At 37.5% G+C, this 20,920-nt stretch carries 16 protein-coding genes; 8 read left to right on the top strand and 8 right to left on the bottom strand.

The features are described from left to right. Positions 1 to 20 precede the first annotated feature (20 nt). Entirely contained in the window at positions 21 to 725 is a 705-nt protein-coding gene (locus tag AAGF08_RS13765; RefSeq protein ID WP_343511810.1) for a murein L,D-transpeptidase catalytic domain family protein, read from the bottom strand. A gap of 295 nt (positions 726 to 1,020) precedes the next feature. On the opposite strand from AAGF08_RS13765, the gene AAGF08_RS13760 reads away from it, so the two are divergent. Then, on the top strand, positions 1,021 to 1,431 hold the full coding sequence (locus AAGF08_RS13760; RefSeq protein ID WP_343511809.1) for a 6-carboxytetrahydropterin synthase: 411 nt from the start codon (positions 1,021 to 1,023) through the stop codon (positions 1,429 to 1,431). After that, the gene (gene folE / locus AAGF08_RS13755; protein WP_343511808.1) at positions 1,391 to 2,095 is read left to right on the top strand and encodes a GTP cyclohydrolase I FolE; all 705 of its coding nucleotides are present in this window, start codon (positions 1,391 to 1,393) and stop codon (positions 2,093 to 2,095) included. The genes AAGF08_RS13760 and folE overlap by 41 nt, the downstream gene beginning before the upstream one ends. Before the next feature lie 248 nt (positions 2,096 to 2,343). Here the strand turns inward: folE and AAGF08_RS13750 are convergent, their stop codons facing one another. Beyond that, positions 2,344 to 2,796 carry a DUF4174 domain-containing protein gene (locus tag AAGF08_RS13750; protein WP_343511807.1) on the bottom strand — a complete coding sequence of 151 codons (453 nt, stop codon included), beginning with the start codon at positions 2,794 to 2,796 and terminating at the stop codon, positions 2,344 to 2,346. A 139-nt stretch (positions 2,797 to 2,935) separates the two neighbouring features. Between AAGF08_RS13750 and AAGF08_RS13745 the strand changes: the two genes are divergently transcribed. Next, complete coding sequence (locus AAGF08_RS13745) at positions 2,936 to 4,504, top strand: L-serine ammonia-lyase, iron-sulfur-dependent, subunit alpha (protein WP_343511806.1); 1,569 nt, start codon at positions 2,936 to 2,938, stop codon at positions 4,502 to 4,504. Between the two features lie 73 nt (positions 4,505 to 4,577). Here the strand turns inward: AAGF08_RS13745 and AAGF08_RS13740 are convergent, their stop codons facing one another. Further along, positions 4,578 to 6,221 (bottom strand): AMP-binding protein, encoded by a 1,644-nt coding sequence (locus AAGF08_RS13740; RefSeq protein ID WP_343511805.1) that lies wholly within the window; start codon positions 6,219 to 6,221, stop codon positions 4,578 to 4,580. 252 nt (positions 6,222 to 6,473) lie between these two features. Continuing rightward, positions 6,474 to 9,194: a DUF6797 domain-containing protein gene (locus AAGF08_RS13735; protein ID WP_343511804.1), complete on the bottom strand. Its 2,721-nt coding sequence runs from the start codon at positions 9,192 to 9,194 to the stop codon at positions 6,474 to 6,476. Positions 9,195 to 9,501: 307 nt separating this feature from the next. Here AAGF08_RS13735 and AAGF08_RS13730 point away from each other — a divergent pair, with 307 nt between their 5' ends. Next, a complete protein-coding gene (locus AAGF08_RS13730; RefSeq protein ID WP_343511803.1) occupies positions 9,502 to 10,500 on the top strand; it encodes a phosphotriesterase in 999 nt (332 codons plus the stop codon). A 56-nt stretch (positions 10,501 to 10,556) separates the two neighbouring features. Here the strand turns inward: AAGF08_RS13730 and AAGF08_RS13725 are convergent, their stop codons facing one another. Further along, positions 10,557 to 12,278: a M28 family peptidase gene (locus AAGF08_RS13725; protein ID WP_343511802.1), complete on the bottom strand. Its 1,722-nt coding sequence runs from the start codon at positions 12,276 to 12,278 to the stop codon at positions 10,557 to 10,559. Between the two features lie 174 nt (positions 12,279 to 12,452). Between AAGF08_RS13725 and guaA the strand changes: the two genes are divergently transcribed. From guaA to hemL, 3 genes are all read left to right on the top strand, one after another. Then, positions 12,453 to 13,982 (top strand): glutamine-hydrolyzing GMP synthase, encoded by a 1,530-nt coding sequence (gene guaA, locus AAGF08_RS13720; RefSeq protein WP_343511801.1) that lies wholly within the window; start codon positions 12,453 to 12,455, stop codon positions 13,980 to 13,982. A gap of 177 nt (positions 13,983 to 14,159) precedes the next feature. Further along, positions 14,160 to 15,812, top strand: coding sequence for an amino acid ABC transporter substrate-binding protein (locus AAGF08_RS13715; RefSeq protein WP_343511800.1), 1,653 nt, complete (start codon positions 14,160 to 14,162; stop codon positions 15,810 to 15,812). A 3-nt stretch (positions 15,813 to 15,815) separates the two neighbouring features. Beyond that, complete coding sequence (gene hemL / locus AAGF08_RS13710; RefSeq protein ID WP_343511799.1) at positions 15,816 to 17,108, top strand: glutamate-1-semialdehyde 2,1-aminomutase; 1,293 nt, start codon at positions 15,816 to 15,818, stop codon at positions 17,106 to 17,108. A 31-nt stretch (positions 17,109 to 17,139) separates the two neighbouring features. Here hemL and AAGF08_RS13705 read toward each other — a convergent pair whose 3' ends face one another. Then, a complete protein-coding gene (locus tag AAGF08_RS13705; RefSeq protein WP_343511798.1) occupies positions 17,140 to 18,222 on the bottom strand; it encodes a DUF3667 domain-containing protein in 1,083 nt (360 codons plus the stop codon). A gap of 95 nt (positions 18,223 to 18,317) precedes the next feature. On the opposite strand from AAGF08_RS13705, the gene AAGF08_RS13700 reads away from it, so the two are divergent. Further along, a complete protein-coding gene (locus tag AAGF08_RS13700) occupies positions 18,318 to 18,671 on the top strand; it encodes a Spx/MgsR family RNA polymerase-binding regulatory protein (RefSeq protein ID WP_343511797.1) in 354 nt (117 codons plus the stop codon). Here the strand turns inward: AAGF08_RS13700 and AAGF08_RS13695 are convergent. Together AAGF08_RS13695 and AAGF08_RS13690 are read right to left on the bottom strand one after the other, a co-directional pair. Then, positions 18,668 to 20,050, bottom strand: coding sequence for a c-type cytochrome domain-containing protein (locus tag AAGF08_RS13695; RefSeq protein ID WP_343511796.1), 1,383 nt, complete (start codon positions 20,048 to 20,050; stop codon positions 18,668 to 18,670). The two genes, AAGF08_RS13700 and AAGF08_RS13695, sit on opposite strands and share 4 nt — an antisense overlap. Next, positions 20,043 to 20,918 (bottom strand): TIM barrel protein, encoded by an 876-nt coding sequence (locus AAGF08_RS13690; protein WP_343511795.1) that lies wholly within the window; start codon positions 20,916 to 20,918, stop codon positions 20,043 to 20,045. Before AAGF08_RS13690 ends, AAGF08_RS13695 begins: the two co-directional genes overlap by 8 nt. Positions 20,919 to 20,920: the final 2 nt, after the last annotated feature.

Here is a 20,920-nt window from a genome sequence, read left to right as displayed (position 1 = left end):
AATCATAGCATGTATAAAATTTATTGGGCAGAAATTGACCCCTCGGGTTGAATCAATTTAGAGGTTTTCAGGTAAGACTCATCTTGGCCATAAATAAATAGTAAGGATCCATTTTTGATTAGATCGATAGCCTGAGTAGATAATTCTGTTGGAAGAGCTGGACATCCTAAACTCCTTCCTAATCTCCCTACACTTTCTGCAAATTCTTCTCTTGCATAATCTGCGCCATGAATGACTATTGCACGATTTCTAGCCTGATCATTAAAACCTTTCTCCAAACCGTCTAACCTTAAAGAATAGCCGTGTTTACCTTGATACGTTTCTGCAGTTTTGTAAAAGCCTAAACTGCTTTGATAGGATTCAGGTTTGTTGGAAAAATTGCTTGCAATTAAATTTCCCGAATTCCTTCCATGTGAAACTACTGAATGTAGTAATAGAAGTTTCTTTTCAGGATCTATGATCCACATTCTTTTTTCGGTTGATGGAAGGCTAAAATCTATTATAGTAATGACTTTTGACTTCAACTGTGGACTCAACTTTTCCCATCCATGCATTGCTAAAGCGAAAATATCTTTATTAGGAAGGACTTTGGCTTTTTCTGAAAGCTGTTCGTATAGCGTTAATAAGCTGTTTTCTGGGTTTTCATTTAATTTTGAATGTTCCATTGGTGGCACCATGAAACTAACTACCCAAAGAATCGGAACAAGAAAGTTTGAAGAAATCATATAAAAAGAATGATTTTGTAAAGTTACAATGTTGGTTTTATGATTAAAAGTTCCAATGTTTCATAATATTCCAAAATAAAGCTTTAATATCCGAGTCATCAATGGAACCTTATTATATGTTCTTTTGGTTTTCAGAGTGCCCTATTTAATAATATTTTTTATTGCAAAATATTATTCTGTAGTTTTAGCGCTAATTTAAAATTTAAAACGCTGAACAGTAAGTGTTTATTCGTTTTGTTTAAAAAATTTTGACAAAAGATAAACAAAATTAAAACTTCCTCTGTTCCAATAACGCATGAAAGTTACCGTATTTAGAAAAGAGCATTTTAACGCAGCCCATCGTTTGAATAATCCAGACTGGTCTGAAGAAAGAAATAGAGCTTTTTTCGGAAAGTGTAATAATCCTAATTATCACGGTCACAATTATGATCTGACGGTGATATTAAAAGGAGAAATTGATCCAGAAACAGGGTATGTTTATGATATGAAACTTCTCAGTGATCTAATCAAGGAGCATGTTCTTAAAAGATTTGACCACAAAAATTTAAACTTGGATACCGATGAATTCAGTCAACTTAACCCAACCGCTGAGAATATTGCAGTGGTTATTTGGAATATTTTAAGGGAAAAAATTGATCGGAAATTCGAATTAAAGATTCGACTTTATGAAACAGAAAGAAACTTTGTTGAATACGATGGGAATTAATATTTCCAGAGCATCATTTGAAGAAATTGGAGAGGAACATGTAGGCACCTCTTTAGAAACACCTTTAAGAGAGGATGCTTTCGAAATGGATGATGAGTTAAAGATCGAATTAATCGAAAAGCATTTCCGTGAAATCATGCATATCATGGGCTTGGATCTTACAGATGACAGCTTAAAAGGAACACCTCACCGAGTTGCTAAAATGTATGTAAAAGAGGTGTTTAGTGGATTGAATCCAAAGAATAAGCCAGCTGCAAAACTATTCGAAAATAAATATAAGTACAATGAAATGTTGGTTGAAAAAGACATCACGTTTCATTCACATTGTGAGCATCATTTCGTGCCTATTTATGGCAAAGCTCACGTGGCATACATTTCTAATGGAGAAGTAATCGGTTTGTCCAAAATTAATAGGATCGTCCAGTATTTCTCAAAACGACCTCAAGTTCAAGAAAGGTTAACTATGCAAATCGGAAATGAATTAAAAGAGGTACTTGGTACTGATGATGTTGCAGTTATAATGGATGCAAATCATATGTGCGTAAGTTCAAGAGGTGTTCAAGATACCAATAGTTCCACGGTGACTTCTTTTTATTCAGGAAAATTTGAAAAAGATGAACAATCCCGCAATGAGTTTTTAAAATACATCTCCTTGGAGAAGTAATTCCAATTAGTTCTAAACCAACAGAAACCGGTCTGAAAAGTCCGGTTTTTTTATTTTATCTCATTTTTCTTTTGTTAAACTCAGTGAAATAAAAAGCTTCTATTAAACACTTTGAATCGTGAACCTGAATTTAGAAAAGGGCATTCGGGATGTTTTATATTTGCAATTTTCAAAGGAAAACAAATTCAAATATATTTATGGTATAGATGAGAATTAAGTAGGTCTAATTGGATGGCCAATCCTTTTTTTCACTTGAAATTATCAAAGTCTTTTTTTCTTCTGATTTCAGACCTTCTCATGGGCATTTGGTCAATAGTCCTGAATAACTCATCACATGTTAATAGCTCAGTCTTCCTGAGCTTAATACCTCCATCTAGACCAAGCAAAATAATTTCAAATCCAGCGGACGGATTTTGAATCTGCTTGAAGCTTTTATCTATTTTTTGCCACCTTTCTTTGGGATCAAATCTTTTTTTAATTTGATCTGAATTGACTTGATAAATCACTAAACGTCTTTCTTCCAAACCTTCCTCATGCTTCTTTAATTCCAAAATTTGGGATTTTAAAAGTTGAGAGGAAGATTCATCTGATTGAATAATTATAATTCGATCTTTCCACTGGTGGGAAGAAAGACTCTGTGCATTACTTGGAGAAATGGACATGAATAAAAATAAAATGAAGAATAACCAACTATTGTTCATATCTAACTAACTAGATTCAAGTCAATTGGTTATTTATAAATAGTCTTAAATTATTTTTTGATATTAAATTTCTAATCCGATTTGATTGCCTTAATAAACTAAAAATCAATATATTGAATGTCCAAAAAATAGTAACCCTATGAATTACCCTAGCATTTTTAACGATGTCATTGGCCCAGTCATGAGAGGACCTTCCAGTTCCCATTGTGCGGCAGCTTTGAGAATTGGTAGAATTTGCCATGACTTGATGGATGGAAGGATTTCAAGCATAGAAATTGATTTTGATCCCAATGGCTCTTTAGCAACTACGCATAAAGATCAGGGTTCGGATATGGGATTGTTTGGTGGCTTTTTGGGTTGGGAAGCTTATGACGAACGTTTGGTTCAGTCAGAAATGCATTTAGCAGCAGCAGGGATTCAAGTAAAAATCAATATAAAGGATCTCAAGTATGATCATCCGAATACCTACCAAATCACTTTAACAAATCCTTGGGAGACCCATCAGGTGATTGCTAATTCCACGGGAGGAGGGATGATTGAGGTGATAGAAATCGATGGAGTTGAAGTTTCTTTGGCTGGGGATAAGTATCTAACTTTAATTTATTCTTCAAATTTGTCAAAGGTCAAGTCATTTTTGGAGCAATCCGTAATTTCAGAGGAATTGGAAATCCATTCGGATAAAAAAGATTTTTTGGGGATAACTGATTTATCATTTTTAGATCAGACTATTCTGGAAGAACTGAAGGAGGTTGATGGTGTTTCTCAAATCAAACAAATCAAGCCAGTGCTTCCTGTTTTGGCTGGAAAGAACCCAAAGGTTCCTTTTATCACTTGCGAAGAGATGTTATCCTATAACAAAGACAAAAATCTAAGCTTATGGGAATTGGCAATAAAATATGAAAGCATGCGTGGAAATATTCCCGAGCATGAAGTGCTTCCAAAAATGCATGAAATTCGGATTATCCTGAAGAATGCTGTTGAAACGGGTTTGAAAGGAACTGAGTTTGAAGATCGGATTTTGGGTGCTCAATCAGTGAATTTTAAGTCTATGATGGAAAGAAAAAAACTGATTGATGGGGATGTTTTAAATAGGATAATCATGTATGTATCTGCAATCATGGAGGTAAAGAGTTCCATGGGAGTGATCGTTGCTGCTCCCACAGCGGGATCTTGCGGAGCAATGCCTGGTGCTGTTTTAGGAGTTGCTGATTCCTTGGGACTTTCAGATGAAGAGACAAATAAGGCACTAATGGTAGCAGGATTGATCGGTGTATTTATTGCAGCGCATTCCACATTTGCGGCGGAGGTTGGAGGATGCCAGGCGGAGTGCGGTTCGGGATCTACAATGGCTGCTGCTGCAATTGTAAATATGGCTGGAGGTAATTTAAATCAAAGTATCTCTGCAGCTTCCATGGCCTTGCAGAGTTCATTGGGAATGATCTGTGACCCAATAGGCAATCGAGTTGAAGCACCATGCCTCAATAAAAATGTGATGGCAGCTTCAAATGCACTTTCCTGTTCGAATATGGCCTTGGCTAGTTTTGACCATTTGATTCCTTTGGATGAAGTTATCGAGACCATGTATGAGGTAGGAAAAAGTATTCCCAATACCTTGAGATGTACCAATTTGGGAGGACTTTCTATCACAAAAACTGCAAAGGAAATTGAAGCTAGACTCACCCAAAAGCATTTTTATAAAAGTTGCTAAGATCCTTAGAGGCTACACCCAAAAAATAACTGATGAAGCCTGAAACGCGTCTTCAAATCAAACACTTTTGATTTCACTCATAGACTACTTGGTCTTTTGATTCGAACCATTGACTATATCTATCTTTATGAATTCCTTCAACTCTATTTCTTTTCACTTTCAGAGTAGGAGTCAAGAGACCATTGTCTACTGACCAATCCTCTTCCATAATAACCACCTTGTTAATTTTCTCATAGCTTTCAAGTTCAAGATTTAATTCATCGACAGAATCCATCAATGACTTCTCTAAAATTGCTTTACTTTTTGATTTACCAAGCTCAGATACAACGACTAAAGCAATTGGTTGAGGAATACCAGTTCCTACAATACAGACCTGATCAATGTCTCCATTTTTCAACAACTCCAATTCAATAGGAGCTGGACTGATGTATTTTCCTTTATCTGTTTTGAATTGGTCTTTGATTCGTCCGGTTATGGAGAGATAGCCATCATGATCAAACTCTCCAATGTCTCCAGTTTTTAAGAATCCATCCTCCGTAAACATTTCAGCGGTCTTCTCAGGTTCTTTAAAGTAGCCTTTCATCAGGCAATCACTCTTTATTAGAATTTCACCTTCCTCTGATAGTTTCGATATTACTCCAGGCAAGGGCCTTCCTACGGTGCCAAATTTATTAGTGCCCGGTAAGTTGAAATGCGAAAGAATACAATCTTCTGTCATACCATAGGCTTGATTGATTTCCACGCCAAGTTTTGCGTACCAATTCTGCAAGCTAACAGCGATTGGTGCCGCTCCTGAAAAATTTGCATGAGAGGCTGATAGACCTAATTTCTTCCGAATTTTTTTCTTGATAAAACCTCCTAAAATTGGAAGACTAATAAGCCGATCTAGTTTTTTCTGAGGCATCTTTTCGAGAATCTTTTCTTGGAATTTCTGCCAAATTCTAGGTACCCCAAAGAATGTTTCAGGCTGAACCAAAGCAAGGTCTTCGCCAAAGGTGGCCAAGGATTCGGGAAAACTTACACATGCGCCGCGGTAGACTGCAGATAGTTCTACCCCTGCTCTTTCCGCAATGTGGGTCATCGGTAAATAAGAGAAGTATCGAGGCTGTTGAGGTAATTTAATAACCTCTATAGCTGTATTGATTAAAATGTTAAAATTACCTACTGTATGCATCACACCTTTAGGATTACCAGTAGTTCCTGAGGTGTACATGATTGTCATTAAGTCTTCATGTTTCTGATCAATTAGACCTTTTATAGCCTGATTCTTAGCTACAAGCTTCTCCCAACTCAGAGGTTCCTTAATATCATATAATTCAATACCTATGATAGGTATGTCCGGTATACCTGATTTCTGCTGGCTATAATCGTCCAGTTTACCAACAATAATGGCTTTGGACTCACTGTGAACCAATATTTCATGAATTGACTCTGCACCTAAAGTAGGATATATGGGTATGGATATACATTCTGCCATCATTATAGCAAGATCTGCCATGATCCAGTGGGCACAATTCTTAGAAAGTAGTGCAACATGACTGCCTTTTGACAATCCCATTTCTTTTAATGCAAAGGCTATTTTTCTTATTTCTTGGTCTGCGTCTTGAAAAGTGTATTCTTTATATACTCTATTAATAGGTTGTCTTAGGAATGTTTTGTTTGGAGTTGTATTTACCCAATGGGCAAAAGCCTCCAAGGGAGTATTAAGGCTTTTCATAATTCGGTTTTTTTGGACTTATAGAAATATAATGTAAAAATTTTCAAGAAAAAGACACTATTGTTTGACTAGCTAATAAATTATAGGTTGAGTCTCAGAAAAGCAGACGATGAATTGTTGGCTTTATGGAAGGGATCACTATGGTAAATGCTCCTCTTTTTTTATTCTTTGAATTCTATGTCATTTAGATCAAAGGTTTATCCGAAAGACATGGATATTGGTATGTTTTTCGGGATAGAAGATCGGTCATTATTAAAGAGTCGATTTTTCGCCTAATTGATGAATCGTGTTTTGGATTGACCCTTCAATACTTTTACCATTCTTATCCATCACTCGGTATTGGATTTCCATAACCCACGTAGGTTTGATGTCTGGGATAGTCAAAAGTATTGTCTTTTTATCTTGCCCAAGTTCCGCCTTAGTGACAGGAAGTGTTTTTTCATTGTAGTGATCTGATCCATAATTTCTTGATCTCAGTAAATCCCATATTTCCACAGTATAATTAGCGATTTGATTGACGCTGGCTGGATCAAGTTCCTCGGAAAAGCTCAATTCAATCCCTGTTTTTGTAGCTTTAATTCCCACTGGAATTGTTAATTGTTGATCTACCTTTCTTATTCGATAAAGTCCTCCTAATTGTGGCTGGGTAGATCCCCAGGCGGATAATCCACAAAGATATAACTGCCCATCCCCAGGATTGAATCTTCCGCGCATCACTCCAGTAGAAAACCTCGGGATCGGTAATTCCACGATACCACCCTGTGCTTGATCTCCAATCGTTTCATAAGGGATGACAAATACTTTTCCATAACCATAGGATAAGTTTAGTAATTTTCCATCCAAAGCTCCCCACTTTTTACTATCCACCCAAAGTAGTTCAGATGGGGATTGATCTATATCTCGCTCCACCCAAACCAAAGGTAGTTCCATGCCACTTTCGGTACTATCAGCAGGAGGGTCATAGGCAAACATATTCCCATAGAATCCTCCTTCTTTCACCCAGTTAATTCGATTCATCGGGTTCCAGTGACCTTCTTGATCGGTCACAATAAAAGTTCCATCAGGATTAAGGCAAACACCATTGGCAGCCCGAAAGCCTCTTGCGATGATTTCTGTTTTTTCGCCGTCTTTACTCACCCTGATCAAAGTACCATGCTGGGGGGTCAAAGCTTCTCGGGCATGACGGCCACTTTTGGCATAATAAAAATTCCCTTCCTCATCCACTTGAAGCCCCATGGCAAATTCATGGAAGTGATCGGTAACCATGTGATCACTGTTGAAACTTTCGTAAAAATCTGTTTCCAGATCTCCATTCAAATCCTGAAGCCGAACCAATTGATCTCGGCAAGTGACGAATATTTCTTCGTTGACTACTTTTATTCCTAAAGGCTGAAACAAACCTGAAGCGATTCGTTTCCACCTTAGTTTTCCGGAATCTTCTAAAAAGCCTTCGACCAGCCAGACATCTCCATCGGTGGAACAAATCACTCCTTTGTTTGGGTCTTTAAAAAAGTCCAAACCACTCAATCTAAACTGATTTTTCCATGGACTATCGAAAGGAGGATTCATGATGTCTACTTGGAATGGCCCATCTTGTTTTCCTCTTAAAATCTCAGTGCTTAACATTTCAGGATATCTGGCTGCTCCTCCTTTAGTTAGATTGCTTAAATCTTCTGGTTTAGTAGAGGAATTTGCAAATTGTCCAAGACCTGAAGTTCCCTCTTTAGCTATCAAGACCTTGATTCGGAGAGGTTTTCTTGATTCAAGTTCCAAAATATGAAATCCAGCTTCATTTTTTAGAATTGCACCTTCACCAATTAAAACCACCGAGGTAGAACTCGGCGCAACTCTCATTTTGAGGGATTGATCGACTGTTGATGAGTTAAGTGTTCTTGTGAATATGGGTTGGTCATCAAGCATTTCCAGACCAAAAGTTTCCAAAATCTCTGTATTTCCTACAGTGTAATTTATAATCACCCGATCTTCAAATTGATAAAGCCCCTTGTAATGTGTCCATTCTCGAGGTAGAGGACCAAACTTTCGTTTATCCCTTGCTGTAAATCTGGGGTCCTCAAAATTACCGGTAGCTGGATTTGCCCAACCCGGGGCCACAGGATTTTCAAAATGAAGTTCGCCGATTGTTCTTGGCGAAATGTTGTGCCTACCATTAAATAAAATTGCTTCCCAATCGATAAACCCTTCTCCTGTCCATGCACCTGCTACTCGCATCAAATCATGATCAAACATCATCCAAGCTTTGCCTGTGGCAACTCCTCCTTCCCCTTTGTCAAGTCTCACTGCAATACCTTTATAAGCAAAATTTGAGTTTATAAGATTTTCATCAGGAAGTGGAGCTTTTCCAGAGGATCTTTCTCTTGGTTCGGCATCAGTGCCAACAAGTTCATAAGTGTTGATTAAAAAATTGCCATAATCCATCTCAGCCCAAGGTTTAAATTCCTTAGGCTCCGGACCGATATTGGTGCCTACAGGTAGGCTTGCCAAGTAAGTGGAATCTACTTCAACAAATTGTCCTGGATTTTCCTCTTTTATAAAAGTCTCCCTAAGGTAATTGATCAGGTCGTACTTTTCTACTGGGGTCAGATTCACTTGTGGGGGCATGGACCCATAACCACGTGTAAGTGTTTGATAGATGGAGTAGGGATCTTTTCCTACTTTAAATTCATCTTTCCAAAACTTAAATGCATTAGGCATAGAACCTTCCTGATCGGGATTTCCATGACAATTGAAACAAATATTATTGTAAATGTGCTCACCCGTTCGGATCGATTCTCCCTGCCTGTCTCCCCATGCATTGATTAATCTTTGATGATCAATATTTTTTTCATAATCGGGTAGATCTGATTCCTGAAGATTAAAACCGATGGGAGTTTCTGATTCTTTAGTGCTGGAATTACATCCTATGAATGCAAGGAAGATTAAAAGAGAATTTAAACCAAATAGGAATCTTTTCATTGTTAGGGTTTATTTACCAAATCTGTTTTTACATTCGATCCTTTTCAAAAATCACATTTAAATTAAGGTAAACTTGTGACAGAGAATAGGGAAAATACATATTTATTCGACGTTCTGAAACGTTCTTTGATTGTTTCTTTAATTGTTGATTAGAATTTTAATTTTCATTTTACTAATCATATTTAGAAATCAAAAAAAGTAATTTTATAATCTAATAAATTGATTTTTAATAAAATGCATATTAAATCAAGTCTTAGAGTTAATGGGAAGTATGCTTTTTTTAAGTAAAATAAAATTTAATTATGATATGAGAAAGGCTTTAATCTGTTCTGTTTTTATTGCTTTAACTATAATATCCTGCTCTAAACCAGCAGCAGTCGAAACACCAAGTATCAATACTGTTGCTGGTTTCATTCCAATTGATTCCATGGGATTAACTCTGATCCATGAGCATATGCTGGTAGATTTTATTGGAGCGGATTCTGTTTCTTCGGAACGTTATGACAGAAAGGAGGTCTTCAACAAAGTATTGCCCTATTTGCTGGAAGTGAAGAAATATGGGGTGAAAACAATTTTTGATTGTACTCCGAGTTATTTGGCGAAGGATCCTGAATTGCTAAAAGAGCTCAGTGAAAAATCAGGAATCCAACTAATCACGAATACGGGTTTTTATGGGGCAGTTGGTGGGAAATATTTACCTGATTTTGTTTTTCGAGAAAATGCTTCTCAACTGGCAGAACGATGGATGGCTGAGTTTGAAAAGGGTATAGGAAATACTGGGATCAAGCCGGGATTTATCAAGATTTCCGTAAATGAGGAAGATCCTTTACTTGAAGTGGATGCAAAACTGGTTAGGGCAGCAGGGATTACCCATGAAAATACGGGCTTATTGATTTATTCCCATACTGGCACATGGAATACTGCAAAACAAGAAGTCGAAATCCTGCAAAAGATGGGAATTGATCCCTCTGCTTTTGTTTGGGTTCATGCACAGGCAGAGCAGGATTTTCAGAATTACCTTGAAGCTGCAAAGCTTGGAGTTTGGATCAGTTTAGATGGAATAGGTTGGAGTATCGATGAATATGTGGATCGCTTACTTTTCGCCAAGGAAAATGGGGTTTTGGGAAATGTCCTGATTTCCCATGATGCAGGTTGGTACGATCCCGCCAAACCAGATGGAGGAGATTTTCAGCCATTTACCAACATTTTCGAAAAGTTGATGCCAGCATTAAATGCAAAAGGATTTGATGAAGCTGATTGGAATCTGCTTTTAAAAGAAAATCCGAAGCGGGCATTTGGAAAATAAAAAACCCATAATTCGAAAGTCAAATTTAAAAATCCTGATTCTATTATAGACTTTATTTATAAGCCCAAGATGATTGACTGATAGACGCCCTCCAATTTCTCCTTTGCTTCAGACATTAAAGATTCTAATTGTTGATTTGGTTCGGGAGAAAGATCACTAATTGATTCCAGAGAATTCATATACCAATCTTTCCAAGTCGAGATTATTAACTTTTGTTCCGCTACATCTTCGCCATTTGCAATTGCTTTCTTACTCAAAATAACCTCAACCTGCAGTCTTTGAGTTGCTTTGGTAAGAAGTAAATCAGCAAGTATCTTACCAGTTTTGACATCTCCATTCAGCAACGTATAGGCTGAAGCCAAAGCTGCAGTTCCGACATTAACCATGGTTTTTTGAGAGACTTTGTCTAAACGATCGTTATCAGTATGGTAAAACTGATCTGTGAAGTGCCAAAGTAGCAAGCCAGGGATGTCGGCACGTAAAAATGGAGTGTGATCAGACCCTCCTTCAAAGGGATTGGTTTTTACAACCCAGTTAGCATATTCTCCTTGTGCTTCGAAAACTGAAATAATAAAGTCATTGAAATAATGTGGCTTCATTTGTTCCGCTGTCATTGGAGATCCGCCCCATTCCGAGTGCTTGTCGGTTCCTCTGGTCCATATGGCACTTGGATCGGGCATTTTTTCGATCAGGAAAGTTCCTCCGGTTACGTCTGTATTTTCCCCAACCATATCCAGAGAGATCCCCCAGTTGATTTCCGGTTCTCTTTTTTCTTCCTCCTCAATATATCTTCTAGTAGAAATAATCTCATCTCCCCAAAGGAAAGTCAAAGTTCTCTTCAGATTGAGCTTGCCTTGTTTCATCAAATCAGCTGTGATTTTAGCCATTTCAAGCTGAGTTCCTACGCCTGTAGCATTGTCATTTGCTCCCGGTTCCTGGATATGTGCAGAAAAGACCAAACTTTCCAAAGGAAGTTCAGAACCTTTGACATTGGCTACCACAGTTAATTCTTCAGATTCATAGATTTTGGTTTGGATCTTCACATTCACTTTTACTGGGCCTTCTGATAAGGCAGCCATTAGTTTCTCTTTGGCTTCAAATGAAAGTGCTACGGCCCAAGTCGGATTTTCTGCATCGTACCTTAATCCTCTGAATTGGATGGAGGTGATATTCTTTTCTGGTTGGAGGTAATCCGGCATATCATAGGTAAAAACACCTAAAGCCCCTTTTTCTTTGACAGCAGATTGGAATGCCCGGTATCCGCCTTCTCCGGCAAAAATGATTTTTCCTTTCACATCAAGGCCAACTAAAGCTTCTTTGTCCTTCACATAAATGATCTCAGCAGTGACGCCTTCTTCCAGGGTGGAGGAAGAGTATTGATACATCAAATGGCGATTGGTGCTAAAGTCTAACAGCTTTTCATCTTGACCGATAATTTGAACTGATCCATCGACAGGCTCCCAGGTAGGTCTGTCCATTTTTCTTTTTTCAATTCTGTAAGTCAATCTATCGGTGTTGGAAGCGTTTTCTTCCAAGACATATCCTGCACTTTCCAAATTGGAAGCGATCAGCTCTACTGTATTGTTAAATCCCGTATTTCCTGCTACTCTCCAATATTTTTCTACAAAAGCAACGGTTTCATAGGCTAAATCTCCCTTGAATGCTGGTCTTATTAAATCAAAGTATGGACTAGAGCTTTTATTTAGCGCGGTTTTTTGCGAGAAACCGGAAATAGAAAAAAGTAAAAGAGTAAATAAAATATATAATGACTTTTTCATAGGGTGGAACTCTAATGAGAATTTGCCTTAAATTATATTGTTTTTGGTTTGATAACCTACCAATTGGTATAATTCTACCATGAGAATTACCAGAGAGATATAATATACCAAACATTATTCGGTAAAATTTTTAATATCATTTCCTCAATTTGCCTTACCTGCTTACCTTTGCGCATGGCAGAACAAATCTTGATCCTTGATTTCGGTTCTCAGTACACCCAACTCATCGCCCGAAGAGTTAGAGAGCTGAATGTTTATTGTGAAATCCACCCTTATAATAAAGTTCCAGAAATCACTTCCGATATCAAAGGAGTGATTCTTTCAGGTTCTCCTTGCTCTGTAAGAGATGCGGGATCTCCTGATTTAGATTTGGATGTATTAAGAGGGAAACTTCCTCTTCTGGGAGTTTGCTACGGCTCACAGCTTCTGGCACAAAAATATGGGGGAGAAGTCCTTCCTTCCGAAATCAGAGAATATGGACGGGCTAATCTGAGCCATATCGATACGCATTACGACCTACTCAAGGAGATGAGCCATGGTTCTCAGGTTTGGATGTCTCATGGAGATACCATCAAAGAGTTACCTGATAATTTTGAAGTGATCGCCAGTACTTCATCTGTACGAGTGGCTGCTTTCAAAGTGAAAGAAGAAAATACCTATGGTATTCAGTTTCATCCGGAAGTAACCCACTCCACAGAAGGTAAAAATCTTTTAAGAAACTTTGTGGTTCATATTTGTGGCTGTACACAAGATTGGACTTCAGATGTGTTTATCGATGCTACCGTTGCAGAACTGAAGGCTAAAATCGGTAAAGATAAAGTTGTAATGGGTCTTTCAGGGGGTGTTGATTCTTCCGTTGCTGCCACATTAATTCATAGAGCGATTGGTGATCAATTGACCTGCGTTTTTGTAGATAATGGATTGCTTCGCAAAAATGAATTTGAAGAAGTATTGGATTCATACAAACACATGGGTTTAAATGTGATTGGAGTAGATTCCAAGGACCGTTTTTATAAAGCTTTGGAAGGTATAACAGATCCGGAAGCAAAAAGAAAAGCAATTGGTCGTGTTTTCATTGAAGTTTTTGACGACGAAGCACATAAAATTGAAGGAGTGAAGTGGTTGGGTCAAGGGACCATTTACCCAGATGTAATAGAATCTGTATCGGTTAAAGGACCTTCGGCTACGATTAAATCTCACCATAATGTGGGAGGATTACCCGATTTTATGAAGCTATCAGTAGTAGAACCTTTGAATACGCTTTTTAAAGATGAAGTGAGGGAAGTAGGTAGAGCATTGGATATCGTAGAGACAATTATTGGAAGACATCCTTTTCCAGGTCCAGGATTAGGCATAAGAATTTTAGGAGATATTACTGCGGAGAAAGTAAAAACACTTCAAGAAGTGGATCATATCTTTATTCAGGGGTTGAAAGATCATGGACTTTATGATCAGGTGTGGCAGGCAGGAGCCATGTTGTTACCAATTCAATCTGTAGGTGTAATGGGAGATGAGAGGACTTATGAAAGGGTTGTCGCTTTAAGAGCTGTAGGATCTGTTGATGGGATGACAGCAGATTGGATTCACCTTCCGTATGAATTCTTGGGAAAAATATCCAATGAGATCATCAATCGAGTGAAAGGAGTAAATCGAGTGGTTTATGATATTTCATCCAAGCCACCGGCAACGATAGAATGGGAGTAAGAGAATTTGGAATCTAAATCTCTGATTTCTTAATTCTAAATCTTTAAAAAAACTTAAAACCCGGAGCTTTGACTTCGGGTTTTTACTTTTCAATGCTTTTCGGCCTAAACTTTGGGTTTGAAAATATTGGGTTAAATTTGCAAACCTTGTTTTGATGTTTGATTCACCTTCAGGTTTATGAGAAAATATCTCTTATTACTTTCAGCGTTTTTTATAGTCAGTTTCAATTTTGCTCAGAATATTCCTGAGGATTACCAAAAAGCGCAGACTTTACTTAATTCGAAAAATTACTGGGAGGCGATGCCTCTTTTTAGAGAGTTTTTGGATTCCGATAAATATGGAAACCTTTCTAATTATGCGGCATTCCATATTGGGGAAGCTGCACTTGGGGCAAATCAACCGGCTCAGGCAATTACAGCTCTTTCTTTAGTGGCAAATAAAGTATGGACTAAATCTGACGAATCAAAGTATTTATTAGCTCTGGCTTATTTCCAAAACCAACAGAAGCTGGAAGCTTTAAGAGCCATCAAGGGAATTAAGAAGGAATCGATTAAGGAACTGGCAGAAAATGCAACTTTCGAGAATCTTAAAAATACCAGCGCCAGTTTTATGGTAGCCAATCTGCAGGAGTTTAAAGAAAATAAAGGATATGCAGCAGCTTTAAAGGCTATTTTAGAAAGCCAAACGATTCTCTCAGCTACCGAAAGAGCTGCTTATTATGAATTACAGGGAAATGCAGGCGGAGGTATGAATTCCGTAAAAGATATGGTTTTGGATTTTGTGGTAATTCTTCCGTTTTCAACCTCTCCTTCAGCAGCTGCATCTTCTATTGATCAATCCAGCTTTATATTTGAGTTATATCAGGGAATCAATTTTGCTGTGAATAGATTGAAGGAAGAAGGCAAGCAAGTCACCCTTCATACCTTTGATTCTAAGAGGGACATGAATCATTTAGCAGACTTGCTTAAAGACCCTGTCATTGTTAAAGCAGATGTAATTATCGGCCCGATTTATCCTGATGAAGTAGACTTGGTTAGTTCTTTTGCAGAAGCATCAAAGATACCTTTGATTCATCCTTTATCGAATCTAGGTGAGCGCTTTGAGAATACCCAATACAGCTATCTATTTAGACCCTCGGTAGCTTCTATTTCTAAAGGAATTGTGGAAGCGCTTCAAAATCAGGATTGGGGTAGAAAAGTTGCACTGGGATATAGTGGTAGTTCTCGTGACGAGCAATTAGGAATGCTTTTAAAGGATCAATTAACCTCTGCCGGATTTTCAATTATTGATATGCAGCAGGTTAATTCAAGAAATGTGATTGATTTTTTACAGAGGCAAGGCATTAGAACGGGAATGGATAGTGTTGAGTTGGAAGCAGATCAACTCATCCTTTTGACAGATGATCCATCAATTGCCCAGCCAACTTTTGGATTGATGGAATCAGTGAATGCTTCTGTCCCATTTTTGGTAATGGATTCTTGGATAGGCTTCAATTTTGCAAATTATGAAATGCTTGAATTTCCTAACTTCCATTTTATTTCAAATAATACCCCGAATTTTGAAGCTGATGCCATGCAGCAGTTTAAGGAAAATTTCTATACCAAAAATTTGACTTACCCTAGCCTAAATGCCACGTTGGGTAGAGAGTTAGTGTACTGGCTTTCCTCAAATATGGGACCTACCAAAGGCTTTGATCTTAGAAGAAATCTTGATCAGGCATCTTTTCAACAAGGCAAAGTTTCTTGGGGATTTAATTTCCAAAATAGCAATAACAATCAATATGTTCCTGTATTCAAAATAGATGCAGGAGAAATGAAACCACTTAAGTAATCCATGCAAATTTCAGAAAGTAAAAGACTGTTTGCCCATGCACAAAATTTTATACCGGGAGGAGTTAATTCTCCGGTTAGAGCATTTAGAGCCGTGGGAGGAGAGCCACTTTTTATAAAAAAAGCAGAAGGAGCCTACCTTTTCGATGAAGATGGAAATCGTTTTATTGAAATGATCAATAGCTGGGGTCCCATGATTTTGGGGCATAACCATCCCATGATAAAAGAAGCAGTAATTAAAGCGATGGAAGATGGGACTTCCTTTGGAGCCCCTACAGCTAAAGAAGTGGATATTGCTGAATTAATTGTCAATATGGTGCCTTCTGTGGAAAAAGTAAGAATGGTTAATTCTGGTACAGAGGCGACCATGTCTGCGATTCGTGTAGCTAGAGGATATACTGGCCGTGATAAATTCATCAAGATGGAAGGACATTATCATGGGCATGGTGATTCTTTTTTGATTGCAGCGGGTTCTGGGGCCATGACCATGGGAGATCCAGATTCCCCTGGGGTTACAAAAGGAACTGCAAAAGACACCTTGCTTGCACCTTACAATAATCTCGAGGCAATTGAAACCCTGATTGCTGCAAATAAAGGTGAAATCGCCGCATTAATTCTTGAGCCAGTTCCTGGAAATATGGGACTGTGTCTGCCAAAAGCTGGATACTTACAAGGCCTCCGAGATCTTTGCACAAGGGAAGGAATTGTTTTGATTTTTGACGAAGTGATGACTGGTTTCAGGTTGGCAAAAGGTGGGGCTCAGGAATTATTTGGTGTTACTCCAGATATGACAACATTAGGTAAGATTATCGGTGGAGGAATGCCAGTAGGTGCTTATGGAGGCAAGAAAGAAATTATGGAATTTGTTTCTCCTGCTGGTCCTGTTTATCAAGCAGGAACACTTTCCGGAAATCCAATTGCTATGGCTGCTGGTTTGGCCATGTTGACACATTTGAATGAACATCCTGAAGAATATGCCAGGTTAAATCACATCGGTGAATTGATATCTGGTGGGATTATGGCCATCAATAAAGAGCTTGGTTTGAACTTCACTGTGAATCGTTTAGGGAGTATGTATTCTTTGTTTTTTACTGGACATGAGATTTATGATTTTGAGTCTGCAAAGCATGCTGATACTGCCTTATTTGGCAAGTATTTCCAGGCGATGCTAAAACGTGGAGTGTATTTGGCTCCATCTCAGTTTGAAAGTTTGTTTTTGTCGACCGCATTAACTGATGAAATTATCCAAGAGATTTTAGATGCTCATCGTGGGAGTATAAAAGAGATTTTTCACTAATTGAAAACCGGCTTTAGGCCGGTTTTTTTTGTTAAAAAGTGATGAGTGAAATATAGAGTTCAAGCATTGTGGCCGTCGCAAGTATAATAACATAAAATAGGCCTAAAACCCAAAATTTCAATAAAGTCTTAAACCAGCCCTGCTTTGAAACATTTAATAAGGATAAGTAAGCATAAGTAGTCACCCAAATAAAACAAATCGAAAATACCAAGGCAATTCCTTTTTCTGTCTCAAACATCCAAAGGATTCCTAAACCATAGATGAAATAGGCAAAAGAATGGAGATGGAGTCCATGAATGAGATGTTCTACATAATATTTCTTACTTCTAATGTATAAGACCCAAAGTAGAAATGCGAAAAACGGTAAAAGAATAAACATCATTATTGGAAGATTCTGAACTGCACTTGAAATGAAAAGTCCAGAATTTGCCACAAATCTTCTTTTTTGTTCTGAGTCTAGCCCAGTAAAGATGTTAAAGGAGGTTTTTGAAATTGCAGTTTCAAATGAAGAATCGGAAACCTCTAGATCCACAGCTAGTTTTCTTAATTCCCTCCAATCTCTTTTACCACGACTGATTGAGTCCTCAATTGTTTTATTGAATCCTTCGATATTCTGGAAATTCATCTGAGCTGAATCCAAATTCACTCCTAACTGGCTTAGCCCATCTAATTCTCCAGATTTTTTAAGAGAGTCTAAAGTTTTACCTGCTTCTAAGTTGAATTTCACCATCCCTCCAGTATTATCGTCGATTTGTTCAGGAGTAAGTTCCCCAGACATAAATCTGTCCAAAACATCTTTAGGAACAGCGAGAGATGCCACGAAAAAATAAAATAAAGAACCGATTAAATATAGCCGGATTGGATGGATGTACTTCCTTCTTTTACCTTCATTGAATGTGTTTGTAAGTTTGCCTGGCTTAAAAATAAAAGCTGGTAGGGTTTGAAAAAATACGGTTTCGAAGTTTAGATAGTTTGAAATAAAATCTTGAACAAACCTGAAAATGGAGACATTCTGATTCTTATTTTCTTGCCCACAATTGGAGCAAAAATTATCAGATTCAGAGAGCTCTTTACCACAATTAAGGCATTTTTCTAATTTCCTTGATTTTTTCAAAGGGTAGTATTTTTAAGGAAATTAAACCATTCATATTCAAAATAAAAGTTTGCATTCATCAAAACCCTTAAATTTGCAGGAAAACATATCTACCCATGTCAGTAAAAGTATACGGAATCAAGAATTGTAATACCATGAAAAAAGCGTTTGACTTCCTTAACGAAAAAGGAGTTGATTTCGAATTTTTCGATTACAAGAAACAAAAACCAACAAAGGAGTTACTAGAAAGCTTTTTGACTAAAACGGATTTGGATTCTTTAATCAACAGGAAGGGAACTACCTATAGAAAGCAGGATGAAGAAACCAAAGAAGCATTAAATAATCCTTCAAAGGCAATCGATATTTTGATTGCTAATTCAAGTATGATTAAAAGACCAGTCATCCTTTATCCCAATGGTGCTCTGACTCTTGGCTTTGATCCAGAAGTGATAAGCGAGAATCTTGGTTAATATTCGATCGTATCAGTAGGAAGAGCAGGTAATTTATATTTTCCTATTTCTAAATAGAAGCTGAAGTTCTCTTGGATTTCAGCTTCTGATATTGGTGTATCAAAGGCAAATATTTTCTCTAAGGATGGATGATTATTTAAGATCTTAATACCATCGGTTTCAACTTGAGTTTTGTTGATATACAGATGTTTTAAATACTGATTGGAATTCAAAGTTTCTAATGTAGACCCAGAAATACCTGTTTGATTTAATTTCAAAACCGTCAAATTGGGCAGGGTTTGTAAACTATCAAGTATTCGATCACTTACCTGAGTCCCTGTCAAATCAAGGTAAACTATTTGATTTTTTATTGGATTTAATTTTGACCAATCTGTATCTGCAAAACCTTGGAAGTTAACACAAGAAATCATCAACCAATTAGAGCTTTCCGAAACAGGCTCTGCAAAAAATCCCTCTGACTTTAATTGTGCAAGTGATTCTAGAGAAGCTGGTTCTACGCTAACTTCTGGATAAAAAGGTTTTTCTACTCTATGAAAAAATGGCTCCAATGTTTCTGCTTTTATGTTTGCTTCACCCAATTTCGAAGTTATATTTCCTCCAAGTTCAATCCACGCTTTAATCAATTCAATGGCCTCCTTTTCTGGTTGTTTTTTATCTTTTGGAGGCATGTGCTCATCGTCTTCTTTTGGAAGGATTAACTTAGAATACAATGGGCTAGCATCAGGATTTCCACCTGTTAATATGCTCCCATCTTCCCCTCCATTCATAAGAGCTTCGTAGGAAGTTAAATCTAATTCTCCTTTTAGATTTTTAGGATTATGGCAACTCTTACAGTTTTGGTTGATTATTGGCTGAACAACTTGATCATAATAAGCCAATTGTTCCCATCCTTGCTCTGGAAGAACTAATCCTTTTTCTGGCTCTATCTCATACCCTAAAATTTTTTGCATTTCAGTAGGTAAAACTTCAATTAAATATTCCTCTCCATGGGTAATATTTCCTCCTAAGTGACCAGTAATAAGCATTAATCCAAATAGTCCTGCAGACTTTACCTTAAAATTTTTTGGGAAAGAAGTTGATTTATTGATTTCATGAAAAAGCCAAAATGAAGCGAAGACTGTAGCCCATCCGAAAATGAGGTGGAATTGAACAGTATCCCATGAAAACCCCTCATTTTGGTATTGAAGAAACCCGGAGATAGAAGATAAAACTGCTGTGACACCGCCAAGAAGAAATGCCAATCTAATTGAATCTAAATATTGGATAGACCCCTTCTTCGAAAGGAAAACCAAAATGATTCCAAATGTCAAGATGCCAATCGGCAAGTGGACTAAAATGGGATGAAACCGTCCAAAAAGAGGGAGAATAAAATCAATCATTCGAGAATCTTTCTTTAATGGCCTTCATGATATAAACATTCGCTTCCCATTGATCTGAAATCGGCTCATTGGTAAAAGGGATTGTAGGTAAATAGGGAGGAGGACCAAATTCAGTGGTAACAGTGAATATTTGATCTTTCGAATTCCGAATGATTTCTTCCCAAATATCTAAATGGGTTTTTACAGCATTCTCCCATTCAGGAGCAGCTGGGTTATTTATTTGAGGTCCTTCAGCAAAACCAACTCTAGCATGAATATGGGAGACAGATGGGATTATTTTTTGAAGATTTTCATCTTTTTTATTGATCAATCGCTCATGAACAACCATCCAGTGACTGATATCAAGCGTAAATTTTAGATCTGGAAATCTTTCTAGCATTGATACCGAGGCTGGTAAGGTATAAGAAAATCTTCCTCTATGAGTTTCATGTATGATGGGTACTCCCGTTTCTCTAGATAATTTGTCAGCAACTTCAATAAATGCCAGATTTTGATTTTCTGTCCAGAAATCATTTCCCGTATGGTTATTGACTTTTACTGGTTTCCAAGCCAAAATTTCTTTTAATCCAGTCTCGTAATTTTCAAGGGCTTCTTTGTATGGTAAACTTCTATTGGTTCCATTAAGGAAAATCACTTCTAATTCATATTTCTTTAGCCCAGCTTTTAGATTTGCTTTTGCATCATCAGAATTCGGCATCCAAACTTCGATTCCATCATAGCCTTCAGCTTTTACTTTAGCTAAAAAATCATCCATCGGTAACTCATTTCCCCAATCTGTCTGGAAAAACATAATTTTCTTTTGAGCCAAAAGAGTAAATGGAACTAGTCCCAAGAAGAGAAAGAGGGTGAGAATAGTAATTGATCGCATGT

This window comes from Algoriphagus sp. SE2, from assembly GCF_039563885.1.
In the GTDB taxonomy this organism is placed as follows: Bacteria; Bacteroidota; Bacteroidia; order Cytophagales; family Cyclobacteriaceae; genus Algoriphagus.
Note: the sequence above shows the minus strand (reverse complement) of the source record. Positions and strands in the feature narration are given on the sequence as shown.